Annotated in this window: 22 protein-coding genes and 1 pseudogene; 10 read left to right on the top strand and 13 right to left on the bottom strand. The window is 66.9% G+C overall.

Annotated features, from left to right (window positions below; genetic code table 11):
- Positions 1–40: 40 nt before the first annotated feature.
- Positions 41–1,117 (top strand): hypothetical protein, encoded by a 1,077-nt coding sequence (locus RMCN_RS12295; protein WP_067389537.1) that lies wholly within the window; start codon positions 41–43, stop codon positions 1,115–1,117.
- A gap of 51 nt (positions 1,118–1,168) precedes the next feature.
- Here RMCN_RS12295 and RMCN_RS12290 read toward each other — a convergent pair whose 3' ends face one another.
- Both RMCN_RS12290 and RMCN_RS12285 read right to left on the bottom strand, forming a co-directional pair.
- Positions 1,169–1,444 (bottom strand): hypothetical protein, encoded by a 276-nt coding sequence (locus tag RMCN_RS12290; protein WP_064414164.1) that lies wholly within the window; start codon positions 1,442–1,444, stop codon positions 1,169–1,171.
- The gene (locus RMCN_RS12285; RefSeq protein ID WP_067389367.1) at positions 1,441–2,580 is read right to left on the bottom strand and encodes a 3-ketosteroid-9-alpha-monooxygenase, oxygenase component; all 1,140 of its coding nucleotides are present in this window, start codon (positions 2,578–2,580) and stop codon (positions 1,441–1,443) included. The genes RMCN_RS12290 and RMCN_RS12285 overlap by 4 nt, the downstream gene beginning before the upstream one ends.
- A 101-nt stretch (positions 2,581–2,681) precedes the next feature.
- Here RMCN_RS12285 and RMCN_RS12280 point away from each other — a divergent pair, with 101 nt between their 5' ends.
- Positions 2,682–4,385, top strand: a complete 1,704-nt coding sequence (locus RMCN_RS12280) for a 3-ketosteroid-delta-1-dehydrogenase (protein ID WP_067389366.1) — start codon at positions 2,682–2,684, stop codon at positions 4,383–4,385.
- Between the two features lie 4 nt (positions 4,386–4,389).
- On the opposite strand, the gene RMCN_RS12275 is transcribed toward RMCN_RS12280, so the two are convergent.
- Positions 4,390–5,058, bottom strand: a complete 669-nt coding sequence (locus tag RMCN_RS12275; protein ID WP_064414161.1) for a PadR family transcriptional regulator — start codon at positions 5,056–5,058, stop codon at positions 4,390–4,392.
- A 99-nt stretch (positions 5,059–5,157) separates the two neighbouring features.
- Here RMCN_RS12275 and RMCN_RS12270 point away from each other — a divergent pair, with 99 nt between their 5' ends.
- The 4 genes from RMCN_RS12270 to RMCN_RS12255 all read left to right on the top strand — a co-directional run bounded on the left by RMCN_RS12270 (position 5,158) and on the right by RMCN_RS12255 (position 7,855).
- Complete coding sequence (locus tag RMCN_RS12270; protein ID WP_067389363.1) at positions 5,158–5,754, top strand: PaaI family thioesterase; 597 nt, start codon at positions 5,158–5,160, stop codon at positions 5,752–5,754.
- Between the two features lie 99 nt (positions 5,755–5,853).
- Entirely contained in the window at positions 5,854–6,330 is a 477-nt protein-coding gene (locus RMCN_RS12265; protein ID WP_067389534.1) for a DUF6328 family protein, read from the top strand.
- 39 nt (positions 6,331–6,369) lie between these two features.
- Positions 6,370–7,311, top strand: a complete 942-nt coding sequence (locus RMCN_RS12260; protein WP_064414159.1) for a DoxX family protein — start codon at positions 6,370–6,372, stop codon at positions 7,309–7,311.
- A 61-nt stretch (positions 7,312–7,372) separates the two neighbouring features.
- Positions 7,373–7,855 (top strand): RDD family protein, encoded by a 483-nt coding sequence (locus tag RMCN_RS12255; protein WP_064414158.1) that lies wholly within the window; start codon positions 7,373–7,375, stop codon positions 7,853–7,855.
- A 42-nt stretch (positions 7,856–7,897) separates the two neighbouring features.
- On the opposite strand, the gene RMCN_RS12250 is transcribed toward RMCN_RS12255, so the two are convergent.
- Both RMCN_RS12250 and RMCN_RS12245 read right to left on the bottom strand, forming a co-directional pair.
- Positions 7,898–9,346, bottom strand: a complete 1,449-nt coding sequence (locus tag RMCN_RS12250) for a GntP family permease (protein WP_067389360.1) — start codon at positions 9,344–9,346, stop codon at positions 7,898–7,900.
- Positions 9,347–9,452: 106 nt separating this feature from the next.
- Positions 9,453–9,956, bottom strand: a complete 504-nt coding sequence (locus RMCN_RS12245; RefSeq protein ID WP_064414156.1) for a gluconokinase — start codon at positions 9,954–9,956, stop codon at positions 9,453–9,455.
- A 124-nt stretch (positions 9,957–10,080) separates the two neighbouring features.
- Here RMCN_RS12245 and RMCN_RS12240 point away from each other — a divergent pair, with 124 nt between their 5' ends.
- The 3 genes from RMCN_RS12240 to RMCN_RS12230 all read left to right on the top strand — a co-directional run bounded on the left by RMCN_RS12240 (position 10,081) and on the right by RMCN_RS12230 (position 12,151).
- A complete protein-coding gene (locus tag RMCN_RS12240; RefSeq protein ID WP_067389357.1) occupies positions 10,081–10,794 on the top strand; it encodes a FadR/GntR family transcriptional regulator in 714 nt (237 codons plus the stop codon).
- A 56-nt stretch (positions 10,795–10,850) separates the two neighbouring features.
- A complete protein-coding gene (locus RMCN_RS12235) occupies positions 10,851–11,735 on the top strand; it encodes an SCO6745 family protein (RefSeq protein WP_067389338.1) in 885 nt (294 codons plus the stop codon).
- A gap of 89 nt (positions 11,736–11,824) precedes the next feature.
- Positions 11,825–12,151: a YnfA family protein gene (locus RMCN_RS12230; protein ID WP_064350090.1), complete on the top strand. Its 327-nt coding sequence runs from the start codon at positions 11,825–11,827 to the stop codon at positions 12,149–12,151.
- A 95-nt stretch (positions 12,152–12,246) separates the two neighbouring features.
- On the opposite strand, the gene RMCN_RS12225 is transcribed toward RMCN_RS12230, so the two are convergent.
- Positions 12,247–14,205 (bottom strand): DUF7064 domain-containing protein, encoded by a 1,959-nt coding sequence (locus RMCN_RS12225; RefSeq protein WP_067389336.1) that lies wholly within the window; start codon positions 14,203–14,205, stop codon positions 12,247–12,249.
- A 38-nt stretch (positions 14,206–14,243) separates the two neighbouring features.
- Complete coding sequence (locus tag RMCN_RS12220; protein ID WP_067389333.1) at positions 14,244–15,752, bottom strand: carboxylesterase/lipase family protein; 1,509 nt, start codon at positions 15,750–15,752, stop codon at positions 14,244–14,246.
- A gap of 86 nt (positions 15,753–15,838) precedes the next feature.
- Between RMCN_RS12220 and RMCN_RS12215 the strand changes: the two genes are divergently transcribed.
- On the top strand, positions 15,839–16,513 hold the full coding sequence (locus tag RMCN_RS12215) for a hypothetical protein (RefSeq protein ID WP_064350088.1): 675 nt from the start codon (positions 15,839–15,841) through the stop codon (positions 16,511–16,513).
- Positions 16,514–16,522: 9 nt separating this feature from the next.
- Here the strand turns inward: RMCN_RS12215 and RMCN_RS12210 are convergent, their stop codons facing one another.
- The 6 genes and pseudogenes from RMCN_RS12210 to RMCN_RS12185 all read right to left on the bottom strand — a co-directional run bounded on the left by RMCN_RS12210 (position 16,523) and on the right by RMCN_RS12185 (position 21,440).
- On the bottom strand, positions 16,523–17,617 hold the full coding sequence (locus RMCN_RS12210; protein ID WP_067389330.1) for an LLM class flavin-dependent oxidoreductase: 1,095 nt from the start codon (positions 17,615–17,617) through the stop codon (positions 16,523–16,525).
- Positions 17,618–17,624: 7 nt separating this feature from the next.
- Positions 17,625–18,638 carry an ABC transporter substrate-binding protein gene (locus RMCN_RS12205; RefSeq protein ID WP_067389322.1) on the bottom strand — a complete coding sequence of 338 codons (1,014 nt, stop codon included), beginning with the start codon at positions 18,636–18,638 and terminating at the stop codon, positions 17,625–17,627.
- A 26-nt stretch (positions 18,639–18,664) separates the two neighbouring features.
- A complete protein-coding gene (locus tag RMCN_RS12200; protein ID WP_067389319.1) occupies positions 18,665–19,387 on the bottom strand; it encodes an ABC transporter ATP-binding protein in 723 nt (240 codons plus the stop codon).
- A pseudogene (locus tag RMCN_RS12195) lies at positions 19,384–20,139 on the bottom strand (ABC transporter permease). Before RMCN_RS12195 ends, RMCN_RS12200 begins: the two are co-directional and overlap by 4 nt.
- A 176-nt stretch (positions 20,140–20,315) precedes the next feature.
- The gene (locus RMCN_RS12190) at positions 20,316–20,996 is read right to left on the bottom strand and encodes a hypothetical protein (RefSeq protein WP_067389532.1); all 681 of its coding nucleotides are present in this window, start codon (positions 20,994–20,996) and stop codon (positions 20,316–20,318) included.
- Positions 20,997–21,098: 102 nt separating this feature from the next.
- Positions 21,099–21,440 carry a hypothetical protein gene (locus RMCN_RS12185; RefSeq protein WP_064414149.1) on the bottom strand — a complete coding sequence of 114 codons (342 nt, stop codon included), beginning with the start codon at positions 21,438–21,440 and terminating at the stop codon, positions 21,099–21,101.
- Between the last annotated feature and the right edge of the window lie 56 nt (positions 21,441–21,496).

Genomic DNA, 21,496 nt, shown 5'->3' with positions numbered 1-21,496 from the left:
GCGACGGTGTGATACGCCGACCCCGAGAGTAGGAGTGAACATGCTCACCCAAGAGCAGCGGATGGAGTTGTCCGACATTCTGCGGCCCGCATCACCGCCCCGCGAGATCGACAACCTCTATACCGACGACCAGCGGGAGCGCCTTCTCGACGTGGTGCGCACCCAGGGTCCGTGGAAGCTGATCATCGCCCAGCACTTCGCGTCGGCCGAAGAATTGATGGCCACGATGAGCGGGCTGTTCCCTGAGGGCTTCACCCCCTCGCTGGACCTGTTCCTCACCGCGACGTTCCGCGGTTATCTGGCCAACTACGGCACGGTGCTCTATCCCGAGTTGCACGACTGCTTCTACAATCAGCGCTTCGTCGAGTACGCCAAGAGCTACTGGAACGCCGAGTATGCCAAGCCCGAGATGATGCTGTTCAACATCAACGGGCCCTGCGCGAACCGCGATCCCGGCCACCTGGACTCCCCCAGCTTCCGCGGCGTGCGCCACGAGAACGCTCCCACCTGGCTGACCAGCGTGATGGGCAAGTCGGGGCTGTTCCGCGACTACCTCATCAAGATGGCTCAGGTCATCACGTGGTTCTCGCTCGACGAGGGCAGCGGCTTCACCTACTGGCCCGACGGACCACTCAAGCCGCCGAAACGCCTGCTGCCGCCGGTGTACAACCGCGGTGTGCTGGTGCAGAACGAGATGATGGTGCACCGCGGCGAGGCCAACGGGCCGCTCGATCAACAGACCCCGGCCGGGCTGGCGTTCGACACCGTGTTCACCGGAGATCCGTCGGACAACGATTTCTGGCTGCTCAAGAACGGCGACGACGTGATCGCCCGCCACCACACCGACGAACTGCGGTTCCTTGTGCACTGGTCGGCGGAGGTGTTCACCGACTTCGACGAGCTCAAGAAGAACATGGACGGCAGCGACGACCTGACCGTCGACAAGGCGATCGACATGCTCGTCGACGACGTTCACTCCAAGGGCATCAAGCTCGACGTGCCGAGTGAACCGCTGCACGACCCCGAGTTCATCGCGGCCCTGAACGCCGTCTACGACCTCGGCGGCCCGGCCGAATATCCGAAAGAGGCTCCCCTGTCGGCATTCCAGCTGACCTGAGCGGGATTTGGGTGCTCTAACAGTCGCTGAGCGACTGTTAGAGCACCGAGATCACTCGGTTTCGTCGACGATCGGCAGCGCACCGCGGCGCGCTGCCTCCTCGATCGAATCCCTGAGTTCGAAACACACGAGAAACGGCCTGCCGTCGTGCGCGTGGATGGCGTCGGCGTCTCTGCGCTGATGACATCTGGTGGTGGACTCGCTGTCCCACTGCACGCTGGTCTGTTGCCAGGTGCTCTTGCGCACCAGAACGCTTGCCGCGCAGAGCCGGCACGTCACCGACGTCATCGGTGCGTCGGCGAGGCGGTTGTCCTGGCGGACGGTCATCCCGCGCTCGTGACGGCGTCCCGCGCGGCGATGTTGGCTTCCACGATCTTCATCCACTCTTCACGCGGCCGGGTGGTGTCGATCTCGTACTCGAAGCGATCCACCATGTCGGGGGTCACGTCGGCGACGTCGACATAGAACTGCTCATACCAGCGACGCAGTTGGTAGACCGGCCCGTCCTCCTCGCACAACAGCGGGTTGTCGATGCGGGCCTTGTTCTTCCAGATCGCGACGTCCTGCTCGAAGCCCATCTTGACGAAGTCGCCGAGGCCGATCGCCGTCTGCATCGCGAGGTCGTCGGGCAGGGTCTCGGACTTCTTGACGATGATCCCGTACTGCAGCACGAAGGAGTCCTGGTCGATCGGATAGTGGCAGTTGATCAGCACCGTCATGTGGTCGACGTCGGTGTAGTGGTACGTCAGATCGTCGATCATGAACGACGGCCCGAAATACGATGCGACCGAGGTGGTTCCGAGCATCTGCGTCGGCCCGGGCTCACCGAGATCCGGCCGTCCCGCGCTGTTCATGTACTGCGTCGCGACATGACCTTCGAAGATGTTCTTGAAATGCGTCGGCAGCGATCCGTGGATGTAGAAGAAGTGGGCCATGTCGACGACGTTGTCGATGATCTCGCGGCAGTTGGCGTTGACCACGGTCGTGTACCAGTGCCAGTCGGTCCACTCATCGCTCGTCGCACCTTCGATGCGCGGGATCGTGACCTCCGGTGGCGGCGGGTTGCCCTCCGGGTCGTTCCAGATGAACAACATGCCGTCCTGTTCGAGCGTGGTCCACGTCGCGGTGCGGGCCAGCCGCGGTACCCGCTTGCTGTAGGGCACCTTCTTGCACCGGCCGTCGCCGCCCCAGCGCCAGTCGTGGAACGGGCATGCGATCTCGTCGCCCTTGACCTCGCCCTGGCTCAGGTCGCCGCCCATGTGGCGGCAATACCCGTCCAAAACGTTGAGGTGGCCGTCGCCGCCGCGAAACACCACCAGCTTCTTGCCGAACGCGAAAACCTGATGCGGCTTACCGTCACCGAAATCTCTGACCAGCCCCAGGCAATGCCAGCCTCGGGCGAACCGCGACGGCGCGGCCTCCGCCTCGATCTGGCGGACCTCGATATCGGTGTCCATCGTCATACCGCTGTTCTAGCACTGCTCACCGGGCCCGTTCACGGTTCTGTTCCGCTCATCAGGACATCGATACCGGTCCGCTCGCATCCGCTCTACGTTGATGGCTTGTGACTAGCGCACACGGGGCAACGATCCCGGACGGGTTGCCGATAGCCGATACGACCGTCGATCTGGTGGTGGTCGGTTCGGGCACCGGTATGACTGCCGCCCTTGCCGCCCACGAGCGCGGCCTGTCCGTGCTCATCGTCGAGAAATCGACCTATGTCGGAGGTTCGACCGCCCGCTCCGGCGGGGCGCTGTGGCTGCCGGCGAGCGCGGTGATCAACGGTGCCGGCGGCGCCGACACCGCGGAGCGGGCGAAGACGTACCTCGACGCCGTGGTGGGCGGGACCGCCGACACCCAGCGGTCGGACGCGTTCGTGGCCAACATCGGCGCGACGGTCGAACTTCTGCGGCGCACAACGCCCATGCGGCTGTTCTGGGCCAAGGAGTACTCGGACTACCACCCCGAGGCACCCGGCGGCTCCGCTGTCGGGCGCACGTGCGAATGCCGGCCCCTCGATTCGGCGATTCTGGGCCGGTACCGAACACGCCTGCGGCCCGGCGTGATGGAAGCCAAGGTTCCGATCCCGACCACCGGCGCGGACTATCGATGGCTGAACCTGATGTCGCGGATGCCGCGAAAGGGTCTGCCGGTGGTCGCCAAGCGCCTCGGCCAGGGTGTGGGCGGTCTGCTTCTCAAGCGGCGATACGTCGCCGGGGGTCAGGCGCTGGCCGCCGGTCTCTTCGCCGGTGTCCTGCGCGCGGGCATCCCCGTCTGGACCGACACCGCGCTGCTTCGGCTCCTCACCGACGGCGACCGGGTGAGCGGCGTGGTGCTGAGCCACGGCGGCACCGACGTCACCGTGTCCGCGCGCCGCGGTGTGGTGCTCGCCGCGGGTGGTTTCGACCACCAGATGGACATGCGGTGGAAGTTCCAGTCGGAGCAACTCGGCGAGCACGCCAGCCTGGGAGCCGAAACCAACACCGGCGATGCCATCCGTATCGCCCAAGACATCGGGGCCGCAACCGATCTCATGGATCAGGCGTGGTGGTTCCCCGCCGTCGCCGCGCTGCCCGGTGCCGACCCGAAGGTCATGCTAGCCGAACGGTCGCTTCCCGGATCGCTCATCGTCGACCAGAGCGGAAATCGCTTCGTCAACGAGGCGACCGACTACATGTCGTTCGGGCAGCGGATCCTCGAGCGGGAACGCGCGGGAAATCCGGTCGAGACGATGTGGATCGTCTTCGATCAGGGGTATCGCAACAGCTATGTCTTTGCCGCCGAACTGTTCCCCCGGATGGCGATCCCCAAGAGGTGGTATGACGCCGGCATCGCGCATCGTGCCGAGTCGATCGCCGCACTCGCACCCAAGATGGGCCTGGACCAGTCGGCCCTGACCTCGACCGTCCAGCGCTTCAACGAAAACGCCGGTGCGGGCGTCGATCCGGACTACCTGCGAGGAGCCAGCGCCTACGACCGCTACTACGGCGACCCGACGGTCACGCCGAACCCGAACCTGCGCCCGCTGAATCGCGGCCCCTTCTACGCCGTCAAGATGGTCCTGAGCGACCTCGGCACGTGCGGCGGCCTGCGCGTCGACGACCGCGCCCGGGTACTGCGAGAGGACGGCGGCGCCATCGATGGGCTGTATGCGATCGGCAACACCGCAGCCAACGCGTTCGGCGCCACCTATCCCGGCGCGGGCGCGACGATCGCGCAGGGCCTGGTGTACGGCTACATCGCCGCCGCGGACGCCGCCGACCGCTGACCGGTCAGTCGTCGGCCTCGGCTTTCTTCTCGATCTCGTACCAGTATTCCGGTGTGGGCCAAGGAATCTGGTCACCGCTCTCGATACCGGCATCAGCGAAGGCGGCTTCCGCCTCGTCGAGCTCCTTGAGCATCTTCAATGCCAGCTCACGCTCGGACGCGTAGTACCTTTCGGCCCATTGCAGAGCGATTTTGGCATAGGCCCACGACGATTCCACGCCCGCCCACTTCGCATCCTTTGCGGCTTCACGCTGCATGGCGTCTGCGTACGCGACGTGCTCGTGGAGGATTTCCTTGAGCCGCTCAGGTTTTGTCAGGTGGCCGAATGTCACCCGGAGCAGCGGGCTGTGCTTGAGGACAGGCGGGTCCACCGGCGCTTCGTTGGCCCACCGGCGCACCGCGTCGAGACCGGCAGGCGTGATTTTGTACAGTCGGCGATTGCGCGTACCACCGGTGTTCTCGACGCGTGAGGTCAGCAATCCCAAGCGCTCCAACTTCTTCAGTTCAGAGTAGATCTGACTGTAGGCGGGGCTCCCGTAGAAGAAGCGCATGGTCCATTCAGTCCACTTGCGGATGTCGTAGCCGGAGACCTCTTGTTCATACGACATCAGACCCAGCAGCGCCCAACTGGTCGCGGCCAGATTCGGCTTCGCGTCGGACGTGCTTTTCGCCATTTGCCTAGCCTAACAACGCCAGCTCACACCGCTCGTTCGACGCACCACTGGCCGGGATGTCGCCTTGCGGCGGCGCCGAGGCTTACGCACGCTGAACCCATGGCCGGCTCCGAACTCGACGATCTGCGCGCCGTGTACGAACCCTTGGCGCAGTCGGTACGCCGACTCGTCGACATCACGATCCGCACGACAGCGGACGCAGCGACCGTCGAAGCAGTCAAGAACAGAATCGATTGCGCAAGTGACGAACTCAGCGCATCGCTGGTCGATGGCTCGTTCGGTCTGCAACATACCCGCGACGGCGAAGCGATGGTGTGGGGCAACGTCGTCATCGGGCTGCGCAACCCGGCCGCCCCGCCGCTGAAGGTCCACCACGACACCGACGGCCGAGTATGGGCCGAGTTCACGCTCGGCGCCGCGTTCGAGGGCCCTCCGGGACATGTCCACGGTGGCGTCTGCGCGATGCTGCTCGACCACGTGCTCGGCGCCACGGCGCACAAACCGGGTAAGCCCGCGGTGACGGGCACGCTGACCACGCGCTACCGGCGGGGAACCCGGCTCGGCCACCCGCTGCGCGCGGAGGCCTGGGTCGAACGGCTCGAGGGCGCCAAGACCTTCGCCGTGGGGCATATCGCCGACGCCGACGGCGTCACCGTGGAAGCCGACGGTGTCTTCATCCATCCGCGAGTTCCGTGACCGCCGGGGCCCAGGGCGGGCGGATACCGCCTTTCGGTCCACCGGCCGCGGCACCGCCTGCCAGAATCAGGTGTGGACCTCGAGCGTCTGGATCCGGACATGCCGGAGGGCTACCGACGCAATGAGACGGAAGCCCAACGGTTGGACCGTAATTGGTCGAGCCTGCTGCAGGAGTTACGGGTCGCTCAGACGGGCGTGCAGCTGCTCACCGGCTTCCTGCTGATCTTGCCGTTCACCGACAACTTCTCCGAGCTGGACGAGCTCATGCGGATCGTCTATCTCGTGACGGTGGCCTGCTCGATCGGAGCGACAACCCTGCTCATCGCTCCGGTCAGCATGCATCGGTTGTTGTTCCGCAGACACCGCATGGACACCCTGGTCTCGACCGCGCATGCATTCGCCATCACCGGCACGCTGCTCCTCGGCGTCGCGCTCGCCGGCGTGGCGACGATCATCTTCGACGCCGTCGCCGACCGGGTGGCGGCATGGATCGCCGGCGGCGGCGTCCTGGTCGCGCTCGTCGTGTTCTGGTATCTCGTGCCTCTGCGACACCGCACTCCCCCGAATGCCTCGTAACGACGTTTGCGCCCCTGTTCGCCTGGGAACACCTGGCCCATGTTGATTCGACGTATCGCGCGCCCGATGCTGTCAGCAGCCTTCATCGCCAGAGGCGTCGAGGCCCTACGCAGCCCGAAACCCGCGGCCGACGCCGCACGCCCGACACTCGAGGGTTTGAGCAAACTGCCGGACCCGGTCGGCACCAACGTTCCGACCAACGCCGAGACCGTCGCCCGTGCCACGGCCGCCGTCCAGATCGGCGGTGGCCTGCTGCTGGCCACCGGCAAACTCCCCCGACTCGCCTCCGCCGCGCTCGCACTCAGCGTGGTGCCGGGCAGCCTTGGCGGACATACGTTCTGGAGTGAGACAGACCCCCAGCGCAAAGCCGAAGAACGGCGTGCGTTCATCACCGACGTGAGCCTGATCGGTGGGCTGATCATCGCCGCGGTCGACACTGAGGGCAAACCCTCGATCGGCTGGCGCGGCCGACGCGCGGCACACAAGGTGTCCGAAGCGGTCACCACGGCGCTGCCCGTCGGGGCGGCGGCCGGTGGCGCTCTGACCGACAGCGCGTTGGCCGACAAGGTCGGTCACGGTCTGCAGGTCGGCGCCGAACGCGGCCGCGAGTTCGCCCACGTCGCCCGCGAACGTGGCGCCGAACTGGCCGAGGTCGCCCGCGAGCGCGGACCCGAACTCGCCGAGCGGGCGCGCAAACGCAGCGCCGAACTGGCCGAGGTTGCCCGCGAGCGCGGACCCGAGCTCGCTGAGGTGGCGCGCAAACGCGGGTCGGTGCTCGCCGATGTCGCGCGGGAGCGGGGCTCGGAGTGGGCCGACGTCGCCCGCGACCGCGCGCCCGAACTGGCGGAGACGGCGCGGGGGCGCGCGGCGGAGCTGGCCGAGACCGCACGCAAGCAGGCCGACACGGCACGCAAACAGGCCGAGACGACACGCAAGCAGGCCCGCAAGCAGGCCAAGCGCCAGCAGCGCAAGCTTCGCTGACTGTCCACCAAGCGAACGAAAGCGCCCCTGATCCGCTGGGGACGCCGGTACATTGACTCGGATGACTAGCGGAAATCTCGGACCCCAGCCGGATCAGTACGGCGGCGGCTATCCGGCGGGCGGCGGTCAGCCGGGCGGCCTGCTCCTGCGTTGGCTCGCCCGGATCATCGACGGCATCCTCGTCGGAATCGTGAGCTGGCTGTTGGCCTTCCTCACCGATACCGCCTCCAACATCATGGTCACCGGCTTCTTCACCGGCGGCTTGATGTTCGTCTACTTCCTCGCGTTCGAGGCCGGTACGGGCTCGACACCGGGGAAGAAGATCCTCGGCCTGACCGTTCGCGGTCCCGGCGGGGCCGCCAAGCCGACCGCCGCGCAGGCGGCCATTCGCAACTCGTGGACGCTGCTTCCGATCATCCCGTTCGTCGGCGGATTGCTCGGCGTCATCGCGATCATCGTCATCGCCGTCACCATCAGCGGCAGCCCGACCAAGCAGGGCAAGCACGATGAACTCGCGGGCGGCACGCAAGTCGTCAAAGGCTGACCGTCACAGCGGTCGACACGGTTGACCCGCAACATGTCGGGGTCAGATCACCAGCCACACAACAAGGCTGAACGCGAATGCGGTGAGGCCAAGCGTGGTCTCCATGACCGTCCACGTCTTCAGCGTGGTCTTGACGTCCATCCCGAAGAAGCGGCTCACCAGCCAGAAGCCCGAGTCGTTGACGTGTGAGAGCACGGTCGATCCGGCGGCGATGGCGATGACCAGCAGGGTGAGGTGAAGACTGCCCAAGCTCGCCTCGGCGGCTGCGGCACTGATCAGCCCGGCCGTCGTCGTGATCGCGACCGTGGCCGATCCCTGGGCCACGCGCAGCAGCGTCGCGATGATGAAGGCCTGGACGATCAGCGACATCCCCAGACCCGACAGGGAATCGCTCAGGGCGCTGCCGATGCCGCTCAACCGCAGCACTCCGCCGAACATGCCGCCGGCCCCGGTGATCAAGATGACCGAGCAGATGGGCCCGAGCGCGTTGTCGTAGAGGGCGCTGACTTCGTCCATCGACCGACCCCGCCGCAGACCCAACACCACGGCCGCCACGATCACGGTGATCAGCAGCGCAACACTCGTGTTGCCGAGCAACATCAGGTAGCGCACCCACGTGGCGTCCTCTTCCAAAATCCCCGCGGTCACAAGGGTGTCGAGAACGGTGTTGAACGAGATCAACACGAACGGAAGAAGCAGCACGCCGAGCACGGAGGCGAAGGACGGAACGGTTCGGGCCGCGGTGGCCACTCCTTTAGCGCCGGTTCCGCCGGGGGTGTCGCCGGCACCGTCGGGTTCGGAGTTCGTTGTTCCGCCGTTCATTTCGCCGAACAACGCCGTCGGAACGTCGACGTGTACGCGGCGCCCGATCACCCGGGAAACCAGCAGTACGCCGATGTACCAAGACAATACGGCGACCGGAGCGCCGACCAGGAGCGTCACGCCGATGCTCGCGCCGAGTGCCTCGGCCGCGGCCACCGGCCCCGGATGGGGTGGCACCAGGGCGTGCATGGCGGCGAATGCGCCCGCCGCGGGCAGACCGTAGAGCAGCAGCGATCCTCCGAACCGTCGGGCGACGGTCATGATGATGGGCAGGAATACGACCAGACCGGCGTCGAAGAAGATCGGGAAGCCGAACAGCAGCGCGGCGACGCCGAGCGCAAACGGCGCCCGCTTCTCACCGAATCGGGCGATCAGGGTGTCGGCGAGAACCTGCGCGCCGCCGGTGACTTCGAGCAGCCGACCGAGCATGACGCCGAAGCCGACGAGCAACGCCACCGAGCCGAGGGTGTTCGAAAAGCCGTAGCTGATGGCGTCGGGAACATCGCCCACCGGGATGCCCGCGGCAAGTGCCGTGAGCACGCTGACGAGCACCAACGCCACGAAGGCGTGCAGTTTGACCTTGATGATCAAGAACAGCAGGGCCGCCACCGCCCCCGCAGCGATCAACAGGAGCGTCGTGGCTCCGTAGGCGGGATCGATTGCTTCCATCAGGCCTCCGAACTGTCAGTGCCGGACGTATCACGCCCACTGGCGGGTGGTCAAAGTGCTTTAGCGGCATCGTGTTTTGGTTCATCGGGTGTGTCGGCCACGGGTCTTACCGGTCGGTCGAACCCGTTGCCGCTACATAGCTCTCGACGATGGCATCGATGCTCTGGTCGACGTCGATGTCGACGCCGCGCTCGTCGGATCCCAGCGGTTCGAGTGTCGCGAATTGAGAAGCCAGCAGTGATGCCGGCATGAAGTGACCGGGACGGCTGGCCTGCCGCCTGCCGATGACCTCTGGGGTGCCGACCAGATGCAGGAGTTCCACCTCAGGGCAGTGACGCCGCAACTGATCCCGGTACTTGCGCTTGAGCGCCGAGCAACTCATCACCCCACCGGTTGCGCAGCGCTCGGCCAACCACTCACCGATCGCTTCCAGCCACGGGTAGCGGTCGTCGTCGTCGAGCGCCTCACCGGCCGTCATCTTCGCGATGTTGGCCGGCGGATGGAAGTCGTCCGCATCGGCGAACGGTACGCGCAATCGCTGCGCGAGCGCAGCACCCACGGTCGACTTGCCCGAACCCGAGACGCCCATGACCACGATCGGAGACGCCATTTCCTCCACCTACCCAGTTGTGTTTGGCATCACACAGCATTCCGTAATAGGCATACGATTGCAATAGGGTCACGTATTAATTCGTCTTTAAGTCCGGCTGACGAACCTATGAAACGATGTATGCGTGGCGTCTCAACCAATCGTCGGCGCGCTGCACGGCAATCTTCTCAAGGCGCTCGGCACCGCGATCGTCTCCGGTGAGTATCCCGCCGGGCAGGTGTTGACCCTCGACGGGGTCAGCGCGCGTCACGGGGTGTCGCGCAGCGTCGCTCGTGAGGCGATCCGGGTGCTCGAATCGATGGGCATGGTCGAATCGCGTCGGCGGGTGGGCATCACGGTCCAACCGTCGCAGAAGTGGAATGTCTTCGACCCCAGGCTGATTCGCTGGCGCTTGGAAGCCGGCGACCGGGCCGCCCAACTCCTCTCGCTTTCCGAGCTACGCCGCGGATTCGAGCCCGCGGCGGCCGCTCTGGCCGCGCGGCGGGCCGGTCCGGATCAATGCCGCATCATGGCGGCCGCCGTTTCGGACATGGTCGTCCACGGCCGCGCAGGCGACCTCGAGGCATACCTGGAGGCCGACAAGCTGTTTCACCGGACCATGTTGGAGGCCAGCGGCAACGAGATGTTCCGTGCGCTGGACGGTGTTGTGGCCGAAGTGCTCGCCGGGCGAACCCACCACGGGATGATGCCCTCGACGCCCAACCCCGCCGCGATCAACCTGCACGACGAGGTTGCGCGCGCCATCCGGCTGCGTGACGAGGCGGCGGCCGAACAGGCCATGCGCGCGATAATCGACGAGGCCAGTTCGGCGGTGTCCGAGGATTCGTCGGGTCACTGACACCTCTTGATCGGGCCGCGGCGGACGCGGATCGACGTCAGTGGTTAACTGCCGACGTGGACAGGCAACCGTCGTTGGCGCGCCGATTCTTCGATCGACTCGAACCCGTGCACGCCGTCACCTACTTCGCCCCCGAAGCTCGCGCGGCCCTCGACGGCCTTGGCTACAAGGGATTCTGGATGGGCTATTTCGCGGCCAGGTCGGCACCGCTGGGGGAGGTGGCACCCGAGGTGGTGACGGCGGCGTTCTACAACTTCGCGCCGCACCGGGTCGCCAAGGCTCTTCCGGCGGCGTGGGAGGTGGCTCCCCCGGCCGACGCGCTGCGGGTCCGACTGGAGTCCGCGGTGGCGGCGCTCGAACGTTACGGCGTCGGACACGGCGACGACGTGGCCACCGCGGCTGACTTGTTGGCGAAGGTCGCCCGCAACGCCGCGCTCGACGGTCGATGCCTGTTCGCCGCGAACGCGGCGCTGCCGTGGCCGGACGAACCTCTGGCCAAGCTCTGGCACGCCACCACGCTGCTGCGGGAACAGCGCGGTGACGGTCACATCGCGTTGCTCATCACTCACGGGATTTCCGGTCGCGAGAGCAACATCCTGCACGCCGCTGCGGGCCGTGTGCCCAAGGAGATGATCATGCGCAGCCGCGACTACGACGACGAACAGTGGGCGCTGTACCGCGACCGGCTAGCCGCGCGCGGCCTGCTCGACGGTGATGAGCTCACTGACGCCGGCCGTGACCTCAAACAGCGGATCGAGGACGACACCGACCGGCTGGCGCTGCCGGCGCTCGACGTGTTGAACGATGACGAGATCGAGACGCTGTTCCGCACCCTGACACCGATCACCCGCAAAGTCGTCGCCGGCGGCGACCTGCCCGCCGCGACGCCCATGGGCCTGAACCGCGACGACCTCGACGACGACAGCGCCCACCTGGCCTGACAATTCGTGCCGCGACGGTGCGTGTTTGCACACGACACGCCGCGCCGTGACAGCAATTTGCGCACGCTCACGGCACGCTGAGTGACGTGATGGTGCTCAAATCGGTGATGCTGTTCGTCCTCGCCGCGCTGCTCGAGATCGGCGGCGCGTGGCTGGTGTGGCAGGGCGTGCGTGAGCACCGCGGTTGGTGGTGGATCGGTGCCGGTGTGATGGCCCTGGGCGCTTACGGTTTCGTCGCCGCGTTTCAGCCCGACGCCCATTTCGGCCGGGTGCTGGCGGCGTATGGCGGGGTCTTCATCGCCGGCTCACTCGCGTGGGGAATGATCGCCGACGGCTTTCGGCCCGATCGGTGGGACGTCACCGGGGCGCTGATCTGTCTGGCCGGCGTCGGTCTGATCATGTACGCCCCGCGCTAGCGCACGCCCGCTGCGGCGCGAGGGTGCGCGAAGCGCCGAATTTTCGCGGTGTGTCGTGTGCAAACTCGCACGCTCGCGCCACAACGAAGGCGCGGCTAGGGCTGGTTGCGGTTCCACTCCAGCCAGCCCACGCCCTTGCGGCCGTCGGCCGTCGTGACCGTCGCCCACGCGCGGGGGAAGTGGCTGATCCGGCCGTCGGGCGAGGTCAGCAGCACCGGAGCGTGGGCGCGCACCTCGGCCGTGACGGTCACGTCGCCGGGTGCCAGCGTCAGCGTCGTCGCCACCGGTAACGCGTTGTCGGCGAACGTCTCCCGTGCGGTGACGGTCTGCAGTTCGATCAGCGGCTCGCCGGGCGGTTGCACATAGCCGATACCGAGCGGCGGAGCGCCGGGGATGCGGATGTCGACACCGTGCAGATGGGTGCCGTCGTCGAGGTGCAGCGCGCTCCACACCCAGTCCATCGACCACCAGTCGCGCACACCCCAGGAGTGGTCGCGCTGGCCCGGCACATCGGTGAACGTGAACTCGTGACCGTCGACCGACACTGTGCCCGACACGGAGCACGGTATCTCGTAGCGCGGGGTCACCCGGTACAGATACGGCGTGCCGGTGGTGGTCCACTCGAGTTCCATCGACACGTCGACAGGACGGCCGGATTCGTTGCGGAGCAGCCCAGCCGGATCGTCGTACGCCTGGCCGCGGCCGCGCATGGTGACGCGGACGGTCTTGAGCGGTTCGGTGGGGGTCAGCGTCAGTTCGATCGCATCGGTGCCCTCGAAGTCGAGCAACGCGTAGGTCGGGATGTTCGGACCACACACCAGGCCGTTGACCCAGGACGTCTTGAGGTTGGGGTACAGCCCCAGACGCACCCAACCGCCGATCTCCTGCTGCGGGTCGACGAAGTCGTAGTACCAGCTCTCGTTCCACAGCGGCTCGTCGCTGGGCGGATGTTCACCCTCGTCCTCGGCCGTGGGTGTAAGAGGTTCGGGCGCAACCGGTTCCGGGAGTATGCTCAGCGCGTTGACGTCGATTACGTGCTCGCAGTGGCGCTGTAGCATCGTCATGAACATCTCGTCGCCGCGCTCGGTCTGCTCGACCAGCATCGAGGAGATGATCGCCATCATCACCCCGAAGAAGGTCTGCCTGCGCACGCCGTCGCGGACGTCCTCGAAGCTGATCGTTGCGTCGGGACCCAACGCCTGGTGGTAAGCGTCCAACAGCGCATCGTAGTGCTCGCGGCGCAACTCGACAGGGAGCGCACAGCCCATGAAGTACGCCACGTCGGTCATCGCCGGACCCCAGGTGACCGTCTGCCAGTCGACGACTGTCAGCGGCCGGTCGGCCCCGGCCTGCCCGAACAGCATGTTGTCGAGCCGGTAGTCCCCGTGCACGAGCCCCTTGACCCGGTCGTCCGCCGACTCCGCGGCGAGATACCCGTCGAAGCTCGCGAGCAGTCGCTCGCACACCTCACGATGCTCGGGCGCGATCTTGTCGGCATAGCGCTCGGCGAAGCCCGCGTACAGGTTGGCGATCAGCGCCTGGTTGACCGGTGCCTCCCGGTTGAGCCATTCGGCGCTCGCGGCAGCGGGATCCCCGAGCAGCGGGCCGTGCAGTCTGCCGAGCTCGGACAGCGCCAGCATGGCCTGTTCGACTGAGGCGCCGCGGATCTCGTCGCCGACGGTCGCCGGGCCGGCGTCACCGAGGAGCAGATGGAAGGCGCCCGTTTCCGGGTTGAATGCCGACGAAAAGCAGGGCGCCACCGGTCCCCCGATCCGCGGCGCGATGTCGGTGTAGAACCGCACCTCGCGTTCGTAAAGGCCCAGCGCCAAACCGGTCTGCCTGCTGACCGCGTCGGTGGCGGCCACCTTGAGCACCACGGTCGCGGGGCCGGCGTGCTGGTCCGCATACGTCAGCGTGACGCGGTAGCACTCGCTCATCTGGCCCGTCCCGATGCGCTCGTAGGAGAAGTCCGCGACCGCTGAGCCGATCGCGGACGTCAACCACTCGGCGGTCAGATCTGCGGGGCTTTCGACGACGTTGATGGTGGGCACCATTCCTCCGTGTGACGATTCGTGGTCGCTGGGGGCCAGCGTCAACGCGAGACTAGCGAGAAGTTTTCCCACGCCTCCCTGCGGGCGGCGTGCGGGTCGAACTCGATGCGCGGGCGCTGATCGAACACTCGCACGGCGCGATCCGCGCTGGTGTAGGCGGGCCAGTCGGCACCGGGGACGCCGGTGGCCGCGAATTCGCGCCAGCGGCGTTGGACGTCATCGCTGACGCGCAACGCGGTCTTGCGGTCACCGACCGCGGTGAGCAGACGGCCGAGCCCGGTGCGGTACACGTCGAACACCGCCAGTAGTTCGGTGGCGTGCGTGGCGCCGAGGCCCGACCAGCGCAACGGGCGCGGTGCGTAGTCGTAGCGGTACAGGTAGGTCGGCGCGTGGCGGCTGTGCGCCTCGGCGATCTGCCAGGCGGCCGAGCCGAACGCGAAATCGCTGCCGAACTGGACGCATGCCTTTTGATTCGGATATCCCGGATACGCGGCGGTGATACGTTCCCGCTCTTCAGGTTCCGCCTCGGCGAGCAGCCGCTCGATCATCGGCTCGGACATGGGCAACAGCTTGAGGAAACGACCGAAGAGGTTGGCCTCTTCGGCATTCGTCCCGACGATGAGCGGCAGCCGGTGTCCATTGCCACTGCGCATCGCCTCCACCGGATCCTGTGGCAGGTAGTCGGTTCCGCTCGTGGGCCCGGCCGCGAAGGCGCCGAGCATCTCGCGTTGGCCGTGTCTGATGAGATCTTCGAACGCATCGACCAATTCGGCCGGGCGCGCCGCCATCACCGCGTTGGCGCCGTCGTTCTCCCCCGCGCCCAGCATGGCGGCGAACCGCGTCGCGTACTGTGCGGCCACCTCCGGGGTGCGCACCATTCCCGCCGCCGGACTCTCCGAGATCGCGTTGGCGAAAAGGCCTTTCGCGGCGGGTACCGCGAGCAACGTGGCCACGGCGTGCGCTCCGGCGCTCTCGCCGAAGATCGTCACATTGTCGGGATCGCCGCCGAACACCGCGATGTTCCCGCGCACCCAGCGCAGGGCCATCACCAAATCGCGCAGATACAGGTTGTCGTCGATCGTGACGTCTGAGTTCGATAGCGACGACAGGTCCAGACACCCCAGCGCACCCAGGCGGTAGTTGACCGATACGTACACACATCCCTTGCGGGCCAGTGCCGCACCGTCATAGATCGGGGTGGCCGACGTCCCCATGAAGTAACCGCCGCCGTGGATGAAAACCATGACCGGCAGCGCGGAACCCGACCGTTTTTTCGGGCTCACCACGTTCAGGGTCAGGCAGTCCTCGCTCATCGGTTGGTACTTGCCCGGTGCCAGCATCGTGTACATGCGTTGCTGGGGGGCGCAGTTGCCGTATCCGTGGCAGTAGCGGACCCCGCGCCGCGGCTGGACGGGCTGGGGCGCGCGCAGCCGCAGCGGACCCACCGGCGGGCGCGCGTAGGGAATGCCACGCCAACGGTGCACGCCGTCGCGGGTGAACCCCTCGATCGTGCCGGAGGCGATGGTCGCGCGGACGGTGTGTTCGTGCATCACCCGACGTTAGCAATGCTCTCTCGAGCACGGCCTCCCGCCGCGCCTGACCAGGGATCGCGTGTCGGCCCGCTAGCCTGGCCGGTATGCGAATGGCTGTGCTGATCGCGTCCGTGCTGGTAGCGGGGTGTTCGACGACGACGGGCGGGCAAGCTGAACGGATAGAACCGATTCCACCGTCTCCGTCGGCGAGTTCGCCGACCACGACCACGACCAAACCGAAGCCCACCGCTCCGCCGGCACCCGGCGCGCCGATCGGCGACGTGGTGGCCTGGGTGGAAGCCGGTGAGCCCGCCGACACCGGCCGGTACCACGCGGCCATGCGCGAGGGCCAGACAACGGACCTCGGCGAGGACGTCGCGTTCACCACGCCGTCGGGCAAAACGAGTTGCATGACCGACAGCCAGTACGCCGACGGGGCGCTGGCCTGCCTGGTGGACCTGGTCGACCCGCCACCGCGGCCGGCTGACGCCTACGGCGAGTGGAAGGGCGGCTGGGTCGACTACGACGGCACCAGCGTCATCGTCGGCTCCGTGCACGGAGACCCCGGCCGGTTCACCGCCGGCGAGGGCCCCGAGCTCCCGTACGGCCAGGCGTTGTCCTTCGGGGACTACCGCTGCCGAACCGACACCGTCGGACTGTTCTGCGTCAACTACGCCTATCAGTCCGCGGTCAAGTTCAGCGACGCAGGCATCGAACCGTTCGGCTGCCTGCAGTCGGTCACCGCGCCCCCGCAGACCGGCGAGAAGTTCAGCTGCTGACCACCCGCACTAGGCCACGCCCTTGCGCTTCAGCAGCGGCAGCACACCTTCGGCGAACCAGTAGGCCTCTTCCAGGTGCGGGTAGCCCGACAGGATGAACTCGTCGAAGCCCAGCGAGTAATACTCGTAGATCAGATTGGCGACCTCCTCGTGGCTGCCGACGAGCGCCGTGCCCGCGCCGCCGCGCACCAACCCGACACCGGCCCACAGGTTCGGGTAGATCTCCAGCCGGTCGGTCCGACCGCCGTGCAGTGCGGTCATCCGCCGCTGCCCCTCGGACTGCGACTTGGCGTGCAGCGCAGTGGCTTTGGCGATCTGCTCTGCACTCAGCCCCGTCAGCATCTCGTTGGCGACCGCCCAGGCCGCCGCCGAGGTGTCGCGGCTGATGGTGTGCAATCGGACGCCGAACCGCACGGTGCGCCCACGTTGTTCGGCGAGCTCACGGACTCGCGCGATCTTCGCGGCCGCGTCCTGCGGTGGCTCGCCCCACGTCAGGTACACGTCGACGTACTGCGCGGCGATCGGCAACGCGGCCGGTGACGATCCGCCGAAGTAGATCTGCGGCAACGGGTCCGGCGGCTCGGACACGCGCGCATCGGCGACCTTGTAGTAGTCGCCCTCGAAATCCAGCGATTCCCCGCGCCAGATGGAATCGACGATGTGGAGGAACTCCCCCGTGCGCGCGTAGCGCTGGTCGTGGTCGAGCCAGTCGCCGAACCGGCGCTGTTCGACGTCGTCGCCACCGCTGACGATATTGAGCAGCACCCTCCCCCCGGAAAACCGCTGCAGCGTCGCGGCCTGCTGGGCGGCGAGCGTGGGCGGCGTCAGCCCCGGCCGGAACGCGACGAGGAACTTCAACCGCTCCGTCTCGGCCAACAGGGCCGATGCGCTCAACCATGCGTCCTCGCACCAGGTTCCGGTCGGGGTCAACACCCCTTCGTAACCCAGGCGGTCGGCGGCGCGGGCCACCTCGGCGAGATAGCGCCGCGTCGGCGCGCGGTAGTTGGCGGGCACGGTCTGCTGTGACGACGCGTGCGACGAACCGACGATGGACCGGCTGTCGCCGGCGGTGGGCAGGAACCAGAAGAACTTCCCCGAGGACATGTCGCTCCTAATCGCGAGTCAGGTAGAGGGGCTTGAGCACGTCGGTATAGCGGCGGTCGACCCAGCGTTCGAAATCCGGTGCCGCCGCGATCTGTTCGGACTCGGCGAACAGATCGGCCATTTCCTGCTCGGATGCGATCAGTTCGTCGGACAGGTCGGTGGGCAACCGCAGGCTGCGCCCCTGTGCGAGTGCGGCGACCGCGGGATCGAGGCCCACTTCTTCTCCGTAGCGTTTCGCCCACTGCTCGCGGTTGTCGTCGGCCCACCGGACGGCCTTGGCGTACCGCTGCAGCAGATCGCTCAGCGCGGTGTTGCGTTTCGGGTCGGCCAATGCGGCGTCGGAGGCGATTCCGAACCCGGCACCGTTGGTGACACCGGTGGCCCGGGCGATGCTGCGCACCGCCAGGTCGGTTTCGGCTTGGGCGGTGTAGGGGTCCCATACTGCCCAGACGTCGACGCGGCGCTGGGTGAACGCCGACAGCGCGTCGGCGGGTTGCAGGAACACCAGCTTCACATCGGAGGCCCTCAAGCCCACCCGGTCCAGCTGGACCAGCGTATGGCCGTGTGCCGAACTGCCTTTGGCGAGCGCAATGCTCTTGCCGCGCAGATCCGCGACCCGCTGGATGGGTGAATCGGCGTGCACCAGGATCTGATCGCCGAATCCGCCGCCGTCCAGGGCCGAGACGACCTTGACCTTCGCGTTGGGGGCGGCGCCGAAGATCGGTGGCGTGTTGCCGGTGATCGCGAAGTCGATCTTCCCGGCGGTGGCCGCCTCGATCTGGGGTGGACCGGACGTGAACGTGGAGAAGTTGATCGCGTACGGCAGGCCCTCGAGAGCGCCCGATGCGCGCAGCAGCGCCTCGGTGCCGCCCTTCTGGTCGCCGACGTTGAGGGTGAGGCCGGCGAGGTCGGTCAACGCGACGGTGGCCGGCGCCTCCTGGGCGCCCGAACTGTCCTGGCGCGACACGCATCCGGTCGCCAACAGGCCGATGAGCGCGAGCACAACGACGACTCTGGACATGACAATCCCTTCGGTTGTATGCGGTTTCAGCTCTGTACGCCGAGCTGGTCGAGCAGTTCGGCACGGTGGCTCGCCGAACCGGTCGAGGTGCGCGGCTCGGGGATGTCGAGCGTGTGGGTGACGCGTCCGTCGTCGAGCACGAGCACGCGGTCGGCGAGCGCAACGGCCTCGTCGACATCGTGCGTGACCAGCAGTACGCCGAACCCGTGCTCACGCCAGAGGTCGAGCAACAACTCGCGCATACTCAGCCGCGTCAACGCGTCCAACGCGCCGAACGGCTCGTCGAGCAGCAGTAGATCGGGTTCGGCCACCAGAGCACGAGCGAGCGAAACCCGCTGTGCCTGGCCACCGGACAGGGTCAGCGGCCAGGCGTCGGCACGATCGGCGAGCCCGACATCGGCCAACGCGCGCTCGGCGCGCGATCGGGCCTGATCCCTGGGCAACCCGCTGCGGGTGAGGCCGTACTCGACGTTGGTGCGGACGTCTCGCCACGGAAACAGCCGCGGCTCCTGGAACGCCAGCGCGGGCGGGCCCGACACGACGCGTTCCCCACTGTGTTCGGACGACAGGCCCGCGAGCACCCGCAGCACGGTCGACTTGCCGGATCCGCTGCGGCCGATCAGCGCAACGATCTCGCCGCTGCCGATCCTCATCGATACGTCGACGAGCACGTGGTGCTTGCCGTACCACTTGTCGACGTGCCGCAGTTCGGCCGCAGTGCGGACTTCTCGGGCAGTGGCCAATGTCATGAGCGGTACCTCAATGCACGTCGTTCCAGAACCCGGACGATCGCGTCGGTACCGATGCCGAGCAACGCGTACACGATCAGGCCGAAGATGATGATGTCGATGCGTAGGAAATCGCGGGCGTTGTTGATCAGGAAGCCGATCCCGCTGTCGGCGTTGATCTGTTCGGCGACGATCAACGTCAACCACGCGATCGCCAACGACTGCCGGAAGCCGACGAGCACCTGCGGCGCCGTGCTCGGCACGATGATGCGCCAGAACCGCTGCCAGAACGAAAAGCCCAGCACCTGGGCGGTTTCGAACAGTTTCGGGTCGACCTATCGAATGGCCGAGAACGTGTTCAGGTACAGCGGGAAGCTGACACCCAACGCGACCAGCAACACCTTGGGTAGTTCGCCGATGCCGAACCACAGGATGAACAACGGGATCAGACCGAGATGGGGCAGCGCCCTGACCATCTGCATGGGCGGGTCGATCGCGGCCTCCACCCACCGCGACAGGCCGACGGCCGTCCCCAGCGCGACACCCAGCACACCGCCGAGCACCAGGCCCTCGACCACCCGGATGCCCGAAACGCTCAGCGCCTCGGCGAGTTGGCCGTTGCGAACAAGCTCCACGCCCGCCTCGAGGATCAGCGACGGGGCGGGCAGTACGTCCTGGGGGATCAGTCCGATCGCGCTGAGGAGCTGCCACAGCGTAAGCAGTATCACTGGCGACGCCAACCGAAGCACGGCCCACTTGTGTTGCTGCCGAATGGGATTCGCAGACCGTCCGACCGCGATGGGCGCATTGGGCGCGGTGAGGTCTGGTGGGGCGGTCACGGTGATCTGACGCTACGGACCGCCGCGCGCCACCTGAAGGCTTTGATTCCGGATGAAATAAAGACACAAGCCCCGCCGGGTGCACCGGCGGGGCTGTGGGGATTGGGTTGTCAGTTCAAGCGGAACGAACCCGTGACGAGGGTCGGGGTGACGTCCCTACCGTTGATCCTGGAGCTCATCGCCCCGTTCGACAGGCGGGTGATCTGCTGCGCCTGTTGCAGCTGGCGTTTGTTGCGGACCTCGGCGCGGAACTGGGCGTCGTTGAGTTGTTGGATGTCGGCCTGGTCGAGCGTGCCGCTGAACCCGTTGAGCTGCACACCGACGGCCGAGCCGTCCTCGCGGACCACCCATGCCGCGCGCACGCCGTCGACGCCGGCGGTGTACACACCGGCCTCACCGGCCACCGGTGTCGCGGTGAATGCGTAGGTGATCCCGTTCATGGTCAGGTCACCTTCGACGTCGGCGCCGTCGAACTGCGCGGTCAGCGTGTCGCGGAACCTGGACGTGAGGTCGATCTTGCCGTCGGTCTGATTGCCGAAGAACCAAGCTTCGTCATCGCTGCCGTTGCAGGCGTACGCGGCGAGCTCACCGCCGTCGACGGAGATGCCGATGGTCATCGGCTTGCCGTCGGGCGATTTCATGTCCGCGACGTAGCGCGCCGTCTGCGGAAACGGCCGGGCCTCCGCCGTCGTCGTCGACTCCACCGACGAGCCGCCGGAGCATGCGGTCAGGAAGCCGAACGCGAGCGTCGCGCTGATACTCACGAACAGGATGCGGGTCCATCTCTTCACGGTCATGGTGGTCCATTCGGGCTGAACTGACTGGTCATCGACACGACGAGCCAGCACCCATTGTGGTTCAACGACGCAGCGAAATACCTGGAAATCCAGCTGTCAGCGCCAACCGTCGGCCGCCTTGGCCGCCGTCATCAGCGCCTCGCACAGTTGGCGCAATTCGACGGTGTCGGCGCCTTCCTCGACCGCTGTGGCGACGTCCTCGGCGGCGCATCGGACCTGGTAGATGCGGTCAGAGAGCTCAGCGGCCTCGTCCGCAGTGAGGACGACCGCGTCAGGGGCCAGCGACGTGCCCTTGATCACGGCGCGCTGTTCGTACGCGCGTTGCCGGCACGACTGCCTGCAGTACTGTCGCCGCCTGCCCAGCCCCGCATCGCCGACCTCGCGGCCGCACCAGCGGCAGGCGGCGGGGCGGGCGCGCCTCTTGATCCCGGTTGCCACAGGCCAGACTGTAAACCGAGCTTCATCGGTTTCCCGGTATCATGGTGGGTCGAGTC

The sequence above is a fragment of the Mycolicibacterium novocastrense genome (genome assembly GCF_001570485.1).
In the GTDB taxonomy this organism is placed as follows: Bacteria; Actinomycetota; Actinomycetes; order Mycobacteriales; family Mycobacteriaceae; genus Mycobacterium; species Mycobacterium novocastrense.
The sequence above is the reverse complement of the archived record's forward strand: the minus strand, read 5'-3'. Positions and strand labels throughout refer to the sequence as shown.